Raw genomic sequence first — 16,970 nt, 5'->3', positions numbered from 1 at the left:
AAAATGCAGGTATGAGAACACTTAATTTTGATAATCGCTTTTACAGAGAACTCCCAGGCGACGCAGTGACCGCCAACTACACACGCCAAGTAAAAGATGCACTCTGGTCCAGCGTCATGCCTACACCGGTGAAAGCCCCGTCCCTAATGGCCTATTCAAGCGATGTTGCTGAGATGCTGGGGCTGTCTGATGCCGATATGCACGACCCAGCCATGGTGAGTGCTTTAGGCGGCAATCAGCTACTGGAAGGAATGCAGCCCTATGCCACTTGTTATGGCGGTCATCAATTTGGCAATTGGGCTGGGCAATTAGGCGATGGCCGTGCCATTTATTTAGGCGAGCTGATTCAGAACAACCAGCGCTTTGAACTGCAACTCAAAGGTGCTGGCGAAACACCCTACTCACGCCGTGCCGATGGCCGTGCCGTGTTACGTTCTTCATTACGTGAGTTTTTATGCAGCGAAGCCATGTACTACTTAGGCGTGCCAACTACCCGCGCATTAAGCTTAGTAAAGACAGGCGACCAAGTAGTACGTGATATGTTTTATGACGGTAATCCTCAAATGGAGCAAGGCGCCATTGTTTGCCGCGTAGCGCCATCGTTTACGCGCTTTGGGCATTTTGAGCTATTAGCCAGCCGTGGCAACCATGCGCTTTTAAAACAAATGATTAGCTTTACGATAGATCGCGACTTTAGCGACTGGTTAAAGCAACAAACACACAGCTTAACCAAAGATGAACCCTCTGCATCACTCATTGAAGCGTGGTTTACAGAAATATGCGCACGCACAGCGCGCATGATTGCACACTGGATGCGCGTAGGCTTTGTGCACGGCGTGATGAATACAGACAACATGTCGATTACTGGTCTCACCATTGACTACGGCCCTTACGGTTGGGTAGATAATTTTGACCCAGGCTGGACACCGAACACAACTGATGCTCAAGGCAAGCGTTATTGCTTTGGTCGGCAGCATGATATTGGGCGCTGGAATTTAGAGCGCCTTGCCGATGCACTATCAACCATTTTGCCGGATGCCGTTGGTCTAAATCATGCGCTAGACCAGTATGAGGCCGTATATACACAAAGCTTGATAGACGCATTAGTGGGTAAGTTCGGACTTGATGATTGGCAAGAAGCTGATGGTGAAATGATTAACCGCTGCTTTGAGCTGATGACCCGTGCTGAAGTGGATATGACCTTATTTTTCACCCATTTACCACATATTGATTTAGCAACACCGAATATCGTAGATTTAAAAATCGCGTTTTATACCGAGCAAGGCTATAAAAACTTTGAGGCAGACTTTAATGATTGGTTAGCCCTATATGCAAAACGCATATTGCAAAGTGCTGAATCAGCAACAGTAAGGCACGCACGCATGGCTAGCCATAACCCGCGTTATGTGTTGCGTAATTACCTAGCGCAAGAAGCAATTGATTTAGCCGATCAAGGCGACACCAGCATGATTGAAGCGCTGCTTAAATTGCTGCGCAGCCCTTATACAGAACAAGCTGGCATGGAAAGATTTGAACAAAAGCGCCCGGATTGGGCAAGACATAAAGCGGGTTGTTCCATGCTCTCCTGTAGTTCATAATGCGCCCCTAATTCACCACAGTTACTCATGAACACACAACAAATTTTTACTGATGCCGGCTTAAGGTCAACCAAAGCGCGCCTTGCCGTACTAACAGTACTTACCAGCGCACGCACCGCATTGAGCCACTCTGAAATTTTAGAGCAGATGGCCAGCCAAAAAGAGTTTGATCGCGTCACCATTTACCGCGTGCTAGATTGGCTAACAGAACACCATCTGATTCATAAGATTTCAGGTGAAAACCGCGCATGGAAGTTCCAGTTTTCACACAATACTTATACACGTAGCGAAGCCAATGCGGACGAAAAGCAGCTACTACCGAACGCACACCAGCATGCTCACCTGCACTGCACCTCGTGTGGTGAAGTCACCTGCATACATGAAGTAAAACCGCAGTTTCCAAAACAAGTATTAGAGCTGTATCATGTTGAATCTATTGATATTAATATCAAAGGCTTGTGTCAGCACTGCAACACACAAACACGCTGACATTCAACTTGAGCAATACCCCCAACAAATTTAAACGCTAAATAAATTCAACATTAAGATAAATCTCGACCTATGGATAAACGCATCCCCGTTACACTGCTCACAGGCTTTCTAGGCTCTGGCAAAACCACTTTACTCAATAAGCTGTTGAGTGACCCTAAAATGCATGATTCTGCCGTCATCATTAATGAACTTGGTGAAACAGGCCTAGACCATATTCTGGCTACGCAGGTAGATAGTGAGCATATTGCAGATAACACCGTATTATTGAACTCAGGCTGCGTCTGCTGTACCTTAAAAAACGAGCTGGCGGACACTATGCGCGATTTATTCTTTAAACGTGCGCTACAGGCGATTCCGCAATTTAACCGCTTAGTGATAGAAACCACCGGCATGGCTGACCCCGGCCCGATTTTGGGTAATTTAATGAACGAGCCGGTGATTGAGTCCACTTTCAGGCTAGATGCCGTGGTAGTCACTATTGATAGCGTTTATGGTTTAAGTCAATTAGAAAACAATGTAGAAGCACTCAAGCAGGCCGCTGTAGCCGATGTTCTGCTGCTGACTAAAACCGATATCGCAGAACCGTCACAGGTACAGGCGCTACAGGAGAAACTAGCAGAAATTAACCCAGGTGCTAATCAACATTTGATTCAACATGGAGAAATCAACCCGGATAACATCATTGATGTTGGCTTATTTGACCCCACAGGCAAAACTGCAACACCGCAACGCTGGTTACGCACCCCAAGTAAAATTAGTGCGCCTAAAGGCACGTTACCGCAAAAACCACATCAGGACGGTATCACCAGCTTTACCGTCACCATGCCCAAGCCGCTGAACTGGCGCGATTTAAAACCTGTGATTTTGAAACTGTGCCAAACCCATGGCGCAAAACTATTACGTTTAAAAGGCATTATTCACGCGGAAGACCAGCCCGCACCGCTGGCGATTCATGCAGTGCACTTCACCCCCTACCCACCCACATTGCTGGAGGGTTGGGATGAAGAAGACGCAATGTCGCGCATCGTCATTATTGGTAAAGATATTGATGAAGCTGAAATTAGAAAAGCATTGATGCAGATTTAACTGATTTACGGCTAATTCATAGATTAAAAACTCTGATACTTTGCCATATCAGAGCTAGTCAGAACGCCCACGTTGACTAGGCTTACGTTGTGTAGGACGTACCACCAAATTCGGTTTTACTGGCACTGTTTTCCAGCTAGGCTTCAGTGGCGTCATGCCTGCTACACGTTTTTTGGCCACAATAAAATATACCCCGCCAATTGCCGATAACCATTTTGCGCCAAGCTTATCCATAAAGCCAAAACGGCGATGCCAAGACTCTTGCTCACAGGGTGGGGTATGACAACACATTTGTACCGAAATCACCTCAAACCCTAGCAAGGCTAACCAGTCTTTTAAACGACCCAAGCCAATAAAACTACCATTCCACGGAAATGTTTTCGCAGCGGCATCATTGTTGTGCAGTAAATTTCTCAAGAATAACGCCATGCCCCACAAACTCAGTGGATTAAAGCCTGATATCAACAAATGCCCTTCCGGCATCATCACACGCGCTGCTTCGCGTAGCGTCTGGTGGGGGCGCTCACTAAACTCAAGCCGGTGCGGTAAAATTAATAAATCCAAACTAGCATCTGCAATAGGCAAAAAATCATCGCTGCAATACAAATGCGGGAACTCCATTGCATTAGCATACTCTGTAGATCTATATCGGTGCGCTATACGTGAGCTGCGTAGCAAATCCATTTGCAAACAACCGATTTGCAATGCATTAAACCCAAACAAATCGACCACTGCCTGATCGTATAGCACTTGCTCTTCATGTTGCAAGTAACGACCAAGTGCTGAATTTAGCCATTGATACTCCGGGTGCTGCGGTGCTGATGTATTTAGTAGCTGACTCATAGCGTTGATGTCACTTTAATTGAATTAAAACAAACTAAATTTTAGTAAAGTAATATACTTAAACAGATGATAGACGATATACAACATCCAATACAAATTATTCCAATCACGGCTTTTAATGACAATTACCTGTGGCTTATTCACAACCAGCGCAAAGCCATTGTGGTGGACCCCGGAGATGCTACACCTGTCATTAACACCCTAAATCAACTTGGCCTAGATTTACAAACCATCTTAATTACTCACCACCATCAAGATCATATCGGCGGGGTGGATTTACTATTAAGAACATATCCTAATGTAGAAGTTTTTGCCCCAAAATTAGAACAGTACACATTTGCACATAAGCCTGTGAGCGAGCCAGAGCAACTGTATTTGGGTGATTGGATAAGCCACGCAAAAGTGATTGATGTACCAGGGCATACACTTGGCCATATCGCTTATTACATTGAAAATCAAGAACAGCAATGGCTATTTTGCGGCGACACCTTATTTGGCGCTGGCTGCGGCAGACTGTTTGAAGGGACACCGGCACAAATGATGGCATCACTGCAAAAGCTGGCAGCACTCCCTGCTAGCACGCAAGTGTACTGCACGCATGAGTACACCTTGCACAACATTAACTTTGCACTCAGTTTAGAGCCCGGCAACCCGTCGCTAGTTAAACGCCAACAGGATGCAAAAATACTGAGAACATCAGGCCAACCCACCCTACCCTCTACCCTTGCTTTAGAACTGGAAACGAATCCATTTTTACGCTGCCATATGCCTGAAATTCAAGCATCATTAAATACTGAAACAGCAACTAACTTACAAACATTCAGCGCAATGAGATCGCTTAGAAACTCATATTAATCATGAAGATAGACAATATTTATAAAGCATTTTACGGTGATTTTAACTTGACTTTGCGAACACACGTTCGTTACTATGTTGCATTATGATGAACAAGAGCGTTTTTATGGGTATTCAATTTTTCTTACGCATTGGTCAATCTATTCAAACTCCTGCCATCCAAACTATTGTTAGTTTAGTACGCACGCTCCAGTCCACACTGCTCATCAGCTTAGCCACTACAGTCATGTTGTTCAGCACAGCATCGTATGCAGAATCAAACACTATTTCTAATGTTGCTGGTGATGAGATTATTATTTTCTCAGATGACTCGTTTAAACCAGCCATGCGAGATTTAGGCAGCAAACCGGAAGCCAGTAAAGAGCTGCAAAGCCAAAAACCTTCACGAGGCGGACGCCTAGCAGATAGCTTTGAAATCAACATCAAAGACAATAAAACCAGCACAAACAGCGAAGCCAGCACTACGACATTAGATCAATCTGCAACGCAACATGATGATCTATGGCAACGCATTAAAAATGGCTATGCCATGCCAGATTCAACCTCTGCACTCACTACTAAACACGAGGAATGGTACAGCTCGCGCCCAGACTATGTACAACGCATGGTCGAACGTAGCCAACGCTATTTATTCCATATCGTTGAGGAAGTTGAAAAACGCGGCATGCCAACCGAAATTGCACTTTTGCCAATGATTGAGAGTGCATACAACCCTAAAGCTTACTCAAAAAGCAGCGCGTCTGGCATCTGGCAATTTATTCCGTCTACAGGCAAACATTTTGGCTTAAAGCAAAACTGGTGGGTGGATAACAGACGCAACATCACCATGGCTACCGACGCAGCCCTTACTTATCTGCAAAAGCTGCACGCTATGTTTGGTGCTTGGGATTTAGCGCTCGCCGCCTACAATGCAGGCGAAGGCACCGTTGGACGAGCCATCGAACGCAACCGTAAACTTGGCCTGCCCACAGACTACGAAAGCCTGAACCTATCAGATGAAACCAAGAACTATGTGCCTAAATTACAGGCAGTCAAGAACTTGATGACAGACCCTAGTAATTACGGGCTAAAGATACCAACCATTGCTAATACACCTTATTTTGCCAAAGTAAGCGCGCCAGCGCGCATCGATACCCATTTAGTCGCCAAGCTTGCGGAAATTAATCATGAAGAGTTTCTTGCGCTCAACCCGAGCTATGACCGCCCGCTGATTAATAGTGATCGTGAAAACCTGGAACTATTGTTGCCGATTATGGCAGCACAAACCTTTAGAACCAATCTCGCTAACTACGAAAAGCCTTTAGTAAACTGGCAAACTTATCAGGCAAAACGCGGTGAAAGCATGGATAAAATCGCCAACAAGTTTGGCATGAATCTAGCACAGCTAAGAGACGTCAATGATTTGTCCGCGCAAGCTAAAATGAAAAAAAGCACAACCATCTTGGTGCCTAAATCTGACGCAAATGACGATGCGCCACTAACGGTAATTGAGGATCATGAAATAGAGAACGTAGCGCCACAAAAACAAACCATCACGCACAAGGTGAAAAAAGGTGAGGTGATGCAATCGATTGCCAAATACTACGGCGTTAGCGTTAAACAAATATTGGCAGCTAATACCTTACGTAATGGCAAACTAAAAACTGGGCAAGTGTTGAGTATTGATGTTTCTGACGCAAAAGAGACGGCTACTCCTAAAAAGTCTGCAGGCAAGAGTCAATCGGTAGAAAAGAAACAAACTTATATCGTTAAACGTGGTGACACATTACACAGCATTGCTGATAAATTTGATGTGGCAGTGGCAGACCTTAAACGTTGGAACAAAAAATCATCCAGCCATATTACCCCTGGCGCCAAGCTGATCATCCAATAACAGCATAACGTTTAATAGATAAATACTGCCAATGCCGCCACTATTCAGTCTACACACCACAACCAGCCTGTTACTCGCCTTAGTTATTACAGGGTGTGGTGCGACCACTGACCAGCAAAATCAGATTGATTACAACGTTAACTCACCTAAAGTCTCTGGCGGCACATTAATTAACGCAATGACAGGTGAGCCTAGCGGCCTCATTTCTATGATCGCAGGAGAGTCAGCATCCTCAGCAATCAGCAGCAACATCTTTAACAGCTTACTCAAATATGACAAAAACCTTGAGCTAGAAGGCGATTTGACTGAAAGCTGGCAAATATCCCCTGACCAGAAAACAATTACTTTCAAGCTGAAGCCCAACCTAAAATGGGCAGACAATCAGCCGCTTAGCAGCGCAGATGTAATGTTTACTTGGCAAGCAGTGACCGATGAAAAAAACGCCAGTCCATACGCTTCTGATTTTTTACTGGTAAAAAAGGCAGAAACACCAGACCCGCAGACGTTTCGTGTTACCTACGCCCAAGCCTATGCACCAGCCCTAGATAGCTGGGCCGGCCTACAAATACTGCCCAAACACCTGCTTGAGGGTAAAGACCTGCACACCACTGCATTCGCTCGCAAGCCAGTAGGCAGTAACTATTACAAATTAGACAACTGGAAGCATGGCGAACACCTGATGCTTTCCAGAAATGCCAATTCTGTACTTGGGCCAGCCCAAATTGATAGTTTGGTGACACGGATCATTCCAGACAACTCCGCACAGTTTTTAGAGTTAATGGCCGACAACATTGACCTGATGGGTCTGGATCCGATTAAATACTCGCGCATCATCCCTGCCCGCCCTGAATTGCTCAAAAAACTCGCGCTGTATAAAGAACTCGGCAATAGTTACACCTACATGGGCTTTAATCTCAAACACAAACCGTTTGATGACGTACGTGTACGGCGTGCTATCAATTACGCTATTGATAAGCAAGAAATCATAGACGGTGTTTACCTAGGGCTAGGCATTAACATTGCTTCTCCATACAAACCGGGTACGCGCTGGAGCAACCCTGCCCTGCAACCTTACCCTTACGACCCAGCCAAAGCACGCGCTTTGCTGAAAGAAGCGGGCTTTACTGACAGCAATGGCGACGGCATATTAGAACGTGACGGTAAACCTTTTAGCTTTGAAATCATCACCAACCAAAATAAAGAGCGTGAAAAATCAGCAGTGCTGATTCAACGCAGACTGAAAGAAGTCGGCATTGACGTCAGAATCCGCGCCATAGAATGGGCAAGCTTTATCAGCCGCTTCATTAAAACTGGTGATTTTGATGTAGTCGTATTGGGCTGGGGCTTAGGTTTAGATCCGGACCAATACAATATTTGGCACTCCAGCCAGCAAGCACCTGGCCAATTTAATTTCATCGGTTACAACAACCCTAAAATTGACGCACTGCTGGAGCAAGGCCGACTAGAACTGAACCCAAATAAGCGCATGGTGATTTACCACAAGTTCGCGGAAATACTGCTTGAAGACAGCCCCATCATCTATCTCTCTGCAGGCTATGGTTTGACCGCGATACATAAGCGTGTCAAAGGCATTGATGACCCAGCACCGCCCGCCGGCATAGGCCATAACTCACAAGATTGGTATATTCCACAATCTTTAAGAAGAAATGAAATTAGCACTCAATAACTATTATGATTAAATATCTAGTCAAGCGTGTGTTGTGGATGATACCGATGCTCATAGGCATCAGCCTGATCTCATTCTTTATCATGCATCTAGCGCCAGGTGATATTACCAATAATGAAGCCGCCTTCAACCCTAAAGCGAGCGAAGAATCCAGACAAAAACTACGTGAAATGTACCATTTAGATAAACCTGTCATCGAACAGTATGGTTTATGGTTAAAACGCATGGTTACATTAGATTTTGGCAACTCGTTTGCATCGCACCAAAAACCTGTGTTTTGGCAAACCGTAGATGCTGATGGCAACGTGACCGAAGGCATGATTCAACAAGCCTTACCAATTACCTTAATGATTAACGTAATCGGCTTAGTCATCACCCTTGCTCTGGCAATACCACTGGGCATTATTGCCGCACGCAAATATCAAGGCTGGCAAGACCGATCAATCACCCTATTTAACTTCATCGGTTTTTCTATCCCTAGCTTCTGGCTATCTTTACTGCTTATGTACTGGCTGGGTGTGGTACACAACTGGTTTCCTATCTCCGGCCTGCACAGCCTCAATTATGATTCAATGGACACCTGGCATAAAATAAAAGACTCTTTCAGCCACTTATGGCTGCCTGTGATTATTCCATCAATTACAGGGCTTGCGGGCATCACCTTATTTGTGAAAAACGGCATGCTGGATGTATTGCAGCAAGACTACATCACCACTGCACGTGCCAAAGGCTTAGGTGAACGTAAAGTAGTGTACACACATGCCTTACGCAACGCGTTACTGCCGCTCATTACCATTGTAGGCTTATCAATCCCAGGCCTCATTGGTGGCTCAGTGATTGCAGAAACCATTTTCGCTATCCCCGGCATGGGTAAACTGTTTTACGATGCCGTGCTGATGCGCGACTTCCCCGTGGTAATGGGCATACTAACAATAGGCTCAGCATTAACACTGATCGGCAACCTGCTAGCAGATGTAGCCTACGCATGGGCAGATCCACGTGTACGTCGTGGCGTAGCGAAGGCCTAACCGTATTTAAGGTTTAATAAAGATGAATACGCAAACAACGCTCTTCAAAAAAGCATTATCTAATCCACTTTCATTAGTCGGCTTCATCATTATCGTATGCGTGTTCTTATTATCAATGCTCGCGCCTATCATCGCGCCATACGATCCCAACTACATCGATGTGAAGGCAATATTACTTGACCCCTCTATGGAGCACTGGATGGGCACCGACGGATTAGGTCGAGATGTGCTTAGCCGTATGCTCTACGGTGGCCGCATTTCGCTATTAGTGGGCTTAGTAGCAGTTGGCATATCGACTGCCATCGGCATCTTACTTGGCGCGCTCGCTGGCTTTTATCGCGGCTGGGTAGATACATGCATCATGCGCATCGTTGACGTCATGCTATCCATCCCTAGCTTCTTCCTGATACTGGCCGTGATTGCCTTTTTAACACCTTCTATCATTAACATCATGATCGTGATCGGCCTCACCTCATGGATGGGCGTTACCAGGCTGGTGCGCGCGGAGTTCTTAAGTTTAAATGATCGCGAGTTTGTCATGGCTTCGCGCACGCTAGGCGCAAAAAATGCTAGGCTCATTTTCACCCATTTGCTACCCAATAGCCTGACGCCTATCATCGTCAGTGCGGTATTAGGGGTGGCTGGCGCCGTACTCATGGAGTCAGGCTTAAGCTTTTTAGGCTTAGGTGTACAAGCGCCTCAAGCCTCCTGGGGAAACATTCTAACCGATGGCAAAGAATACATTCAGTTTGCTTGGTGGCTATCGTTGTTTCCAGGATTAGCGATTTTAATTACCGTGTTAGGTTATAATCTGCTCGGTGAGGGTTTGCGTGATGCACTAGACCCACGAAGTGGAAGCAATCGTTAGTTCCATACAAAAATATAATCTAAGCTATCACGCAGCTATCGAGTTTAGTAGACGCTAAACCACCCCTTCCTCTAATGACAAGTAAATAGGAAATAACTATGGGATTCTTAGCTGGTAAAAAAGTACTCATCGCGGGCTTATTAAGTAACCGCTCAATCGCTTACGGCATTGCTGCCGCAATGAAAAGAGAAGGCGCCGAACTCGCATTCACTTATCAAGTCGACAAACATGAAAAGCGCGTAGCAGACTTAGCCGCAGATTTTGATTCAAAAATTGTATTGCCATGTGATGTTGCAGAAGACGCGCAAATCGATGCACTATTCCCTGCACTAGCCAAACACTGGGACGGTTTAGATTCACTAGTGCACTCTGTTGCCTTTGTACCTAAAGTAGCACTTGCTGGCGACTACCTTGAGGCAGTTGACCGTGAGTATTTCCGCATTGCACACGACATCAGCTCATATAGCTTTTCAGCACTAGCTAAAGCCGCTTACCCTATGATGGAAGGCCGTAAAGGCAGCCTGTTAACACTAAGCTACCTAGGTGCAGAACGCACAATGCCAAACTACAACGTCATGGGCTTAGCTAAAGCGAGTTTAGAAGCGAATGTACGCTATTTAGCACAAAGCTTAGGCCCACGCGGCATCCGCGTTAACGCAGTGTCTGCAGGCCCAATTAAAACGCTTGCAGCGTCAGGTATCGCAGACTTTGACAAGATGATTGGCTTTAACGAGAAACACGCTGCATTACGCAGAAACGTCACGATTGAAGAAGTCGGTAACGCCTCTGCCTTCTTATGCAGTGACCTAGCTTCTGGTATTACAGGTGAAATCACATACGTAGACGGTGGCATGAATATCACTGCTGCGGGCAGCATTGATTAAGCTAAGAGATTAGCGCACAATAAAAAAGGCACCTAGGTGCCTTTTTTATTGTCTACTACCAACAGTTTGGCCTCAATCTGAGGCCAAACTATATCATCAGTGGCTAGATCATTAGTGGCTAGTGTTTTCTAACAACAAACGTTGGTTAACCGTTACTTTAACTTTTTCACGTAGAGATTGTTTATATGCTGATAAGTATTCATCTGATAACACTTGGCTAAGCTCGCCTTTAGCCGTTTTTACTGATTCAGCATCAGCAACGCTAGCAGTATCTACTTCAATGATTTTTACAATCAAATAACCCAGCTTGCTATCAGCCAAACCAGAGTAAGCCGGTAACTTGCTTACATCAGTCTTAAACACTTGGGTCATCGCCAACTGCGTCAAACCTTGTGCATTTTTACGATCCACCTTAACTTCAGGAATCCAATCCAGATTAGCAACTGCACCGCCAGCACGTAAGGTTTTCAAAGCCTCATCACCTTTAGCAATTGCCAATTTTGAAGCCGCCTCAAGTTTAAGTAAATCTTCAATACCAGCTTTTACAGCATCAAACGATTTTGTTGCTGCAGGTTTGTACTCAAGCACACGTGCTGAAACTAGATTGTTAGGTGAAATCTCAACAGCCTCTGTATTACGGTGCTCTTTAATAGCCTCTGGTGAGAAAATCAAACTAACGATTTTATCGTTCTTGAAGAACTTAGTCGCATCTTCACGTGAAGTCCAACCAGAAAGCTGTAACTGACCACCAAACATTTTAGCAACCGGTGCCAAGCTTTCAGATTGTTCATAAACCGCATTGCTAAAGCTTTCGGCTTTTTCAACAAACTCAGCTTGTGCCTTTTGGAAAATCAAGTCACCTTTAATTTGCGCTTTTAATGACTCAAAATCAGAGCCTTGGCCAGTAATTTCTGTCACTTTAATGATGTGATAGCCAAACTCAGACTCTACTAAGTCACTAACCTCTCCCACCTTCATTTTGAATGCTGTTTCTTCAAATGGCTTTACCATTGCGCCACGGCCAAAGCTGCCCAAATCGCCACCTTTAGTTGCAGAACCAGGGTCTTGTGAGTTTTTAATTGCTAACTCTTCAAAAGATTTTGGATTCTTTTTGATAGTTGCTAACAAAGCTTGCGCTTTATTTTTAGCTTCTTGTTTTTGCTCTGGCGTTGCGTTCACACCAAAGCCAATCAAGATATGGCTAGCGCGTCTTTGCTCATCGCCTTTAAATTTAGCTGCATTCTCATCGTAATAACGCTTCACATCAGCATCATCTACTTTAATACCTGGCACTAAACTACTTGCAGATAATAATAAGAATTCAATTTTCACTTGCTCAGGATCACGCAACTTATCTTTATGCTTATCGTAGTAAGCTTTTACCTCTTCTGGAGATACTTTAACTTGGTCTAGATAGTCTTTAGTTTTAAGCTCTGACACTGTCACCAAACGCTTCTGATTTAAAAGCTTTAGCGTCTTGTCGGCACGTGCAGTAGAAATAAAGCCAAGCTTAGCAATGCCATCCTGTGCTTGCTGTGCTAATAAAGTAGCACGAATCTCAGCTTCAAATTTTTTCGGGGTATATCTGTTTTGCTGTAACAGTTCATCATACAACTCTTGTGAGAACTTGCCGTCTTTTTGGAAAGATGGCATCGCAGTAATATAAGTTGCTAATTGTGCATCGCTGATTTTATAGTTTGCTCGTTGTATTTCTTTTTCTAGCAATTGCTCATTGATCAACTGATCCAACACCATTGCTTTTACTTCTGGGCTGTCTAATTGCGCCTGATCTGCTTTTCCTTCACTTTGCATCCGACTACGTAAATTCTGCATTGCATTTGAGTATGCTTGCACAGAGATTTCGCTACCATCAACTTTTGCAATTGCAGCATTATTACCGGCTTGACTCAAATAAGAGTCAATCCCAAATAAAGCAAAAGGCACTGTAATGAAAGCCAATATAGCTTTCCCAACCCAGCCTTTAGCTACAGAACGGATACCATCTAACATAAAGTTCTCTTCTTAAAAATATGCTGAAAAATCATTAAAAATGTAAAAGCTTACAATCAAAAATTAACCACAAGCCAAGGGTCATTAATATATCACAAGTTATACTTGAAACATGCTTAGAGTGAGTGATGAAAAAGATTAACGCAACAAGTTCAGGTAACGAACGATAAGATTTACGCCTGCTAAAAGACATTAGATAAGATAGAAATAAAAAAGCGAGCCATAAGGCTCGCTTTTTTATTTGGCGGAGTGGACGGGACTCGAACCCGCGACCCCCGGCGTGACAGGCCGGTATTCTAACCAACTGAACTACCACTCCATAACTCAGTATCTTAATTAAATAAGATAACTAAAAATTTGCGCTTCTAATAATTGCAGTCGTTTAATACTGCAAATTTTTTACAAAATAAAGAGCGCCTAAACAACAAGCACTCTGAATTTATAAAATTAGAAACGGCTTAGTCACATTATCGTTGGTTTTTGGTGGGTGCTAACGGGGTCGAACCGCTGACATTCGCCTTGTAAGGGCGACGCTCTACCAACTGAGCTAAGCACCCTGCATCACCAACGAAAACGCTAGTTTACAGCATCTTTAAGCGCTTTACCAGCCCTAAATTTAGGAGAATTTGCAGCTTGAATTTTAATTGTTTCGCCTGTGCGTGGATTACGGCCGTTACGAGCCTCACGTTTACCTACATAAAATGTACCAAAGCCAATCAATGTTACTAGATCACCTTTTTTAATTGCTTTTGTTATTGCAGCAGTTGTTGCATCTAGCGCACGACCAGCAGCAGCTTTTGAAATACCTGCGGCACTAGCAATCTCGTCAATTAGTTCTGATTTATTCACGTGTAATCCCCTCTCAAGGTTTATTAAATAAAATAACTTCGGCAGACAGTCTGGGTAACAAACCACCCGTATCAACTTTATATCAAGCCAACAAAGGCTATGTCAAGCGTTAATACGGGTTAAAGCGCACTTATTTTTTAATGCTTCGTTGTTTCTAGTGCAACGTCAGAATTTTCCTTCGTATTATCAGTAGGTTGAACATCTTTTTCAACGTCAACCACCTCTGAACGCGGCACTGGTTTTGTAGCCAACGCTAGCGCCAATACATCATCAATCCATTGCACTGGGTGTATATCCAGATGATTTTTAATGTTTTCCGGTATATCAGCCAAGTCTTTCACGTTTTGCTGTGGAATCAATACAGTTTTAATGCCACCTCGATGCGCAGCCAATAGCTTCTCTTTCAAGCCGCCAATTGGCAATACTTCACCGCGCAAGGTAATTTCACCCGTCATTGCAACATCTGCACGCACAGGAATGCCCGTTAAAATTGAAACTAATGCGGTAGTAATAGCAATACCCGCACTTGGCCCATCTTTAGGGGTAGCCCCCTCGGGGAAGTGGATATGAATGTCATGCTCTTCGTAGAAATTACTTTCTATACCCAAGCGCTCCGCTCTACTACGCACAACGCTCATTGCCGCCTGTGTAGACTCTTTCATCACATCACCGAGCTTACCTGTCGTCGTGGTTTTACCTTTACCTGGCAACAACACAGCTTCAATGGTGAGCAATTCGCCACCAACGGATGTCCAAGCAAGTCCGGTTACTTGGCCCACTTGATTTTCTTTAGCGGCAACGCCAAAGTCATAGCGCTGAACACCTAAATATTTATCTAGGTTCTTCGGTGTTACATTAATCTTTTTAGGTGCTTTTGCACCCTGCTTGGCTTTAGTTGTGAGTAATTCTTTTACCACTTTACGGCAAACTTTTGCTACCTCTTGCTCTAATCGACGCACGCCAGCTTCACGTGTATAGAAACGCACAATGTCACGAATCGCCGGCTCAGAGATATGCACCTCAAGCTCGTTCAAGCCATGTGATTTAAGCTGCTTAGGCAGTAAATAGCGCATTGCAATATTCACTTTTTCATCTTCCGTGTAACCTGAAAGATTAATGATTTCCATACGATCCAACAAAGGAGCTGGAATATTCATTGAGTTTGCTGTCGCCACAAACATCACATCCGACAAATCGTATTCAACCTCAATGTAGTGATCAGCAAAGGTATGGTTTTGCTCCGGATCCAGCACCTCTAGTAAAGCTGAAGATGGGTCACCTCTGAAGTCTTGGCCTAATTTATCCACTTCATCCAGCAGGAACAATGGATTTTTCACGCCAACTTTAGACATGCTTTGCAGAATTTTACCTGGCATAGAGCCAATGTAAGTACGTCTATGGCCGCGAATTTCAGATTCATCGCGCACGCCACCCAATGCCATACGGATAAATTTTCTATTCACCGCTTTGGCAATGCTTTGCCCTAATGATGTTTTACCAACGCCAGGAGGTCCCACCAAGCATAAGATTGGCGCTTTAATTTTATCCACGCGTTGCTGCACCGCGAGGTACTCAACAATACGCTCTTTTACTTTCTCTAAACCGAAATGATCATCGTCCAACACCGCTTCGGCTTTAACTAAATCTTTACTAATTTTAGTTTTTTTCTTCCACGGCAAGTTGATTAACGTATCAATGTAATTACGTACCACAGAAGCCTCTGCCGACATTGGCGACATAAGTTTCAGTTTTTTAAGCTCACTAGACACTTTAGCAAGCGCCTCTTTTGGCATACGTGCTTCGTCAATACGCTTCTCTAGCTCATCCATTTCAGCGTTTTCATCTTGCTCGCCCAACTCTTTCTGAATCGCTTTCACTTGCTCGTTCAGATAGTATTCGCGCTGTGTTTTTTCCATCTGGCGCTTTACGCGGCCGCGGATACGCTTTTCTACTTGCAGAATGTCAATTTCACCTTCCATTAGGCGCAACAAATGCTCCAAACGCTCGGCAACATCAATCATTTCCAGAATTTTCTGTTTTTCTTCCAGCTTCAACGTAAGGTGAGCAGCAATGGTATCCGCTAGCCTGCTAGCCTCATCAATGCTCGCAAGTGAAGTTAGAATCTCTGGTGGAATCTTTTTATTCAACTTAACATACTGATCAAACTGCGCAAACACTGTGCGCATCAAGGCTTGGATTTCCACATCACTATCAGATTCCGCAATCAACTCTGCGCGGGCGGCAAAGCACTCGTCAGTTTCGGTAAATTCGCTGACGCGAGCACGCTGCACGCCTTCGACCAATACTTTTACAGTGCCATCAGGCAACTTAAGCATTTGCAGCACGGTCGCTACCGTGCCAACTTCATGCAAGTCGCTGGCTTCAGGGTCGTCTTTATTCGCTGACTTTTGCGCAACCAATAGAATTTGCTTATTTCCTTCTGACGCAATCTCAAGGGCTTTGACAGACTTAGTGCGCCCAACAAAAAGAGGGATAACCAAATGCGGATATACAACGACATCACGCAAAGGTAATAGCGGTAATAAGCCACTATCTGGATTGTATGAAGGTAATGATTGTGCCATGTGTAGACTTCCAAAATTAAGCTAAGAGTTAAGCCCAAGAGAGCTTATATATTGATTGATGGGGATAACTATTAACAGTTCAAGTATTTATTAGCATTTAACACCAAATTTAACAAGTAATTGTAAAAAGATTAAAGAAATTTATGGCTAGACATCCAAATATAGTGAATCACTACTGCTACAGGACTAGATTGATGACAATACTGGGTGTATCTAACGCGACATATGCGTTTAGTGAAAAATCCATGCACATGCAAAATGACAAGTGCACGGCGTAAAAACTAAAAAGCCAGCAATTTAAGTTGCTGGCTT

At 44.2% G+C, this 16,970-nt stretch carries 13 protein-coding genes and 2 tRNA genes; 9 read left to right on the top strand and 6 right to left on the bottom strand.

The genetic code is table 11. The annotated features are described in order from the left end of the window. Positions 1-11 precede the first annotated feature (11 nt). The 3 genes from ACSSU7_RS02550 (at position 12) to ACSSU7_RS02540 (ending at position 3,176) form a co-directional block, all read left to right on the top strand. Complete coding sequence (locus tag ACSSU7_RS02550; RefSeq protein ID WP_492517175.1) at positions 12-1,598, top strand: protein adenylyltransferase SelO; 1,587 nt, start codon at positions 12-14, stop codon at positions 1,596-1,598. Between the two features lie 27 nt (positions 1,599-1,625). Next, the gene (locus ACSSU7_RS02545; RefSeq protein WP_492517174.1) at positions 1,626-2,087 is read left to right on the top strand and encodes a Fur family transcriptional regulator; all 462 of its coding nucleotides are present in this window, start codon (positions 1,626-1,628) and stop codon (positions 2,085-2,087) included. Between the two features lie 72 nt (positions 2,088-2,159). Further along, on the top strand, positions 2,160-3,176 hold the full coding sequence (locus ACSSU7_RS02540) for a CobW family GTP-binding protein (RefSeq protein WP_492517173.1): 1,017 nt from the start codon (positions 2,160-2,162) through the stop codon (positions 3,174-3,176). Positions 3,177-3,230: 54 nt separating this feature from the next. Here ACSSU7_RS02540 and ACSSU7_RS02535 read toward each other — a convergent pair whose 3' ends face one another. Beyond that, positions 3,231-4,019: a class I SAM-dependent methyltransferase gene (locus ACSSU7_RS02535; protein WP_492517172.1), complete on the bottom strand. Its 789-nt coding sequence runs from the start codon at positions 4,017-4,019 to the stop codon at positions 3,231-3,233. A gap of 66 nt (positions 4,020-4,085) precedes the next feature. Here ACSSU7_RS02535 and gloB point away from each other — a divergent pair, with 66 nt between their 5' ends. The 6 genes from gloB to ACSSU7_RS02505 all read left to right on the top strand — a co-directional run bounded on the left by gloB (position 4,086) and on the right by ACSSU7_RS02505 (position 11,214). Beyond that, the gene (gene gloB, locus ACSSU7_RS02530) at positions 4,086-4,874 is read left to right on the top strand and encodes a hydroxyacylglutathione hydrolase (RefSeq protein ID WP_492517171.1); all 789 of its coding nucleotides are present in this window, start codon (positions 4,086-4,088) and stop codon (positions 4,872-4,874) included. A gap of 106 nt (positions 4,875-4,980) precedes the next feature. Further along, the gene (locus ACSSU7_RS02525) at positions 4,981-6,747 is read left to right on the top strand and encodes a LysM peptidoglycan-binding domain-containing protein (RefSeq protein WP_492517170.1); all 1,767 of its coding nucleotides are present in this window, start codon (positions 4,981-4,983) and stop codon (positions 6,745-6,747) included. Positions 6,748-6,778: 31 nt separating this feature from the next. Then, the gene (locus ACSSU7_RS02520; RefSeq protein WP_492517169.1) at positions 6,779-8,434 is read left to right on the top strand and encodes a peptide-binding protein; all 1,656 of its coding nucleotides are present in this window, start codon (positions 6,779-6,781) and stop codon (positions 8,432-8,434) included. 5 nt (positions 8,435-8,439) lie between these two features. Further along, on the top strand, positions 8,440-9,462 hold the full coding sequence (locus tag ACSSU7_RS02515) for an ABC transporter permease (protein WP_492517168.1): 1,023 nt from the start codon (positions 8,440-8,442) through the stop codon (positions 9,460-9,462). Between the two features lie 22 nt (positions 9,463-9,484). Further along, the gene (locus ACSSU7_RS02510; RefSeq protein WP_492517167.1) at positions 9,485-10,330 is read left to right on the top strand and encodes an ABC transporter permease; all 846 of its coding nucleotides are present in this window, start codon (positions 9,485-9,487) and stop codon (positions 10,328-10,330) included. Between the two features lie 98 nt (positions 10,331-10,428). Beyond that, a complete protein-coding gene (locus tag ACSSU7_RS02505) occupies positions 10,429-11,214 on the top strand; it encodes an enoyl-ACP reductase FabI (protein ID WP_015832253.1) in 786 nt (261 codons plus the stop codon). A gap of 111 nt (positions 11,215-11,325) precedes the next feature. Here the strand turns inward: ACSSU7_RS02505 and ACSSU7_RS02500 are convergent, their stop codons facing one another. From ACSSU7_RS02500 to lon, 5 genes are all read right to left on the bottom strand, one after another. Next, positions 11,326-13,224 carry a SurA N-terminal domain-containing protein gene (locus tag ACSSU7_RS02500; protein ID WP_492517166.1) on the bottom strand — a complete coding sequence of 633 codons (1,899 nt, stop codon included), beginning with the start codon at positions 13,222-13,224 and terminating at the stop codon, positions 11,326-11,328. A 242-nt stretch (positions 13,225-13,466) separates the two neighbouring features. Further along, a tRNA-Asp gene (locus ACSSU7_RS02495) sits at positions 13,467-13,543 on the bottom strand. A 162-nt stretch (positions 13,544-13,705) separates the two neighbouring features. Further along, positions 13,706-13,781 (bottom strand) — tRNA-Val (locus ACSSU7_RS02490). A gap of 19 nt (positions 13,782-13,800) precedes the next feature. Continuing rightward, positions 13,801-14,073 carry an HU family DNA-binding protein gene (locus ACSSU7_RS02485; protein ID WP_015832259.1) on the bottom strand — a complete coding sequence of 91 codons (273 nt, stop codon included), beginning with the start codon at positions 14,071-14,073 and terminating at the stop codon, positions 13,801-13,803. Positions 14,074-14,210: 137 nt separating this feature from the next. Further along, on the bottom strand, positions 14,211-16,658 hold the full coding sequence (gene lon, locus ACSSU7_RS02480) for an endopeptidase La (RefSeq protein ID WP_492517165.1): 2,448 nt from the start codon (positions 16,656-16,658) through the stop codon (positions 14,211-14,213). Positions 16,659-16,970 lie beyond the last annotated feature (312 nt).

It is taken from the genome of Methylotenera sp. E1MeOHC1, from assembly GCF_058745595.1.
The sequence above is the reverse complement of the archived record's forward strand: the minus strand, read 5'-3'. Positions and strand labels throughout refer to the sequence as shown.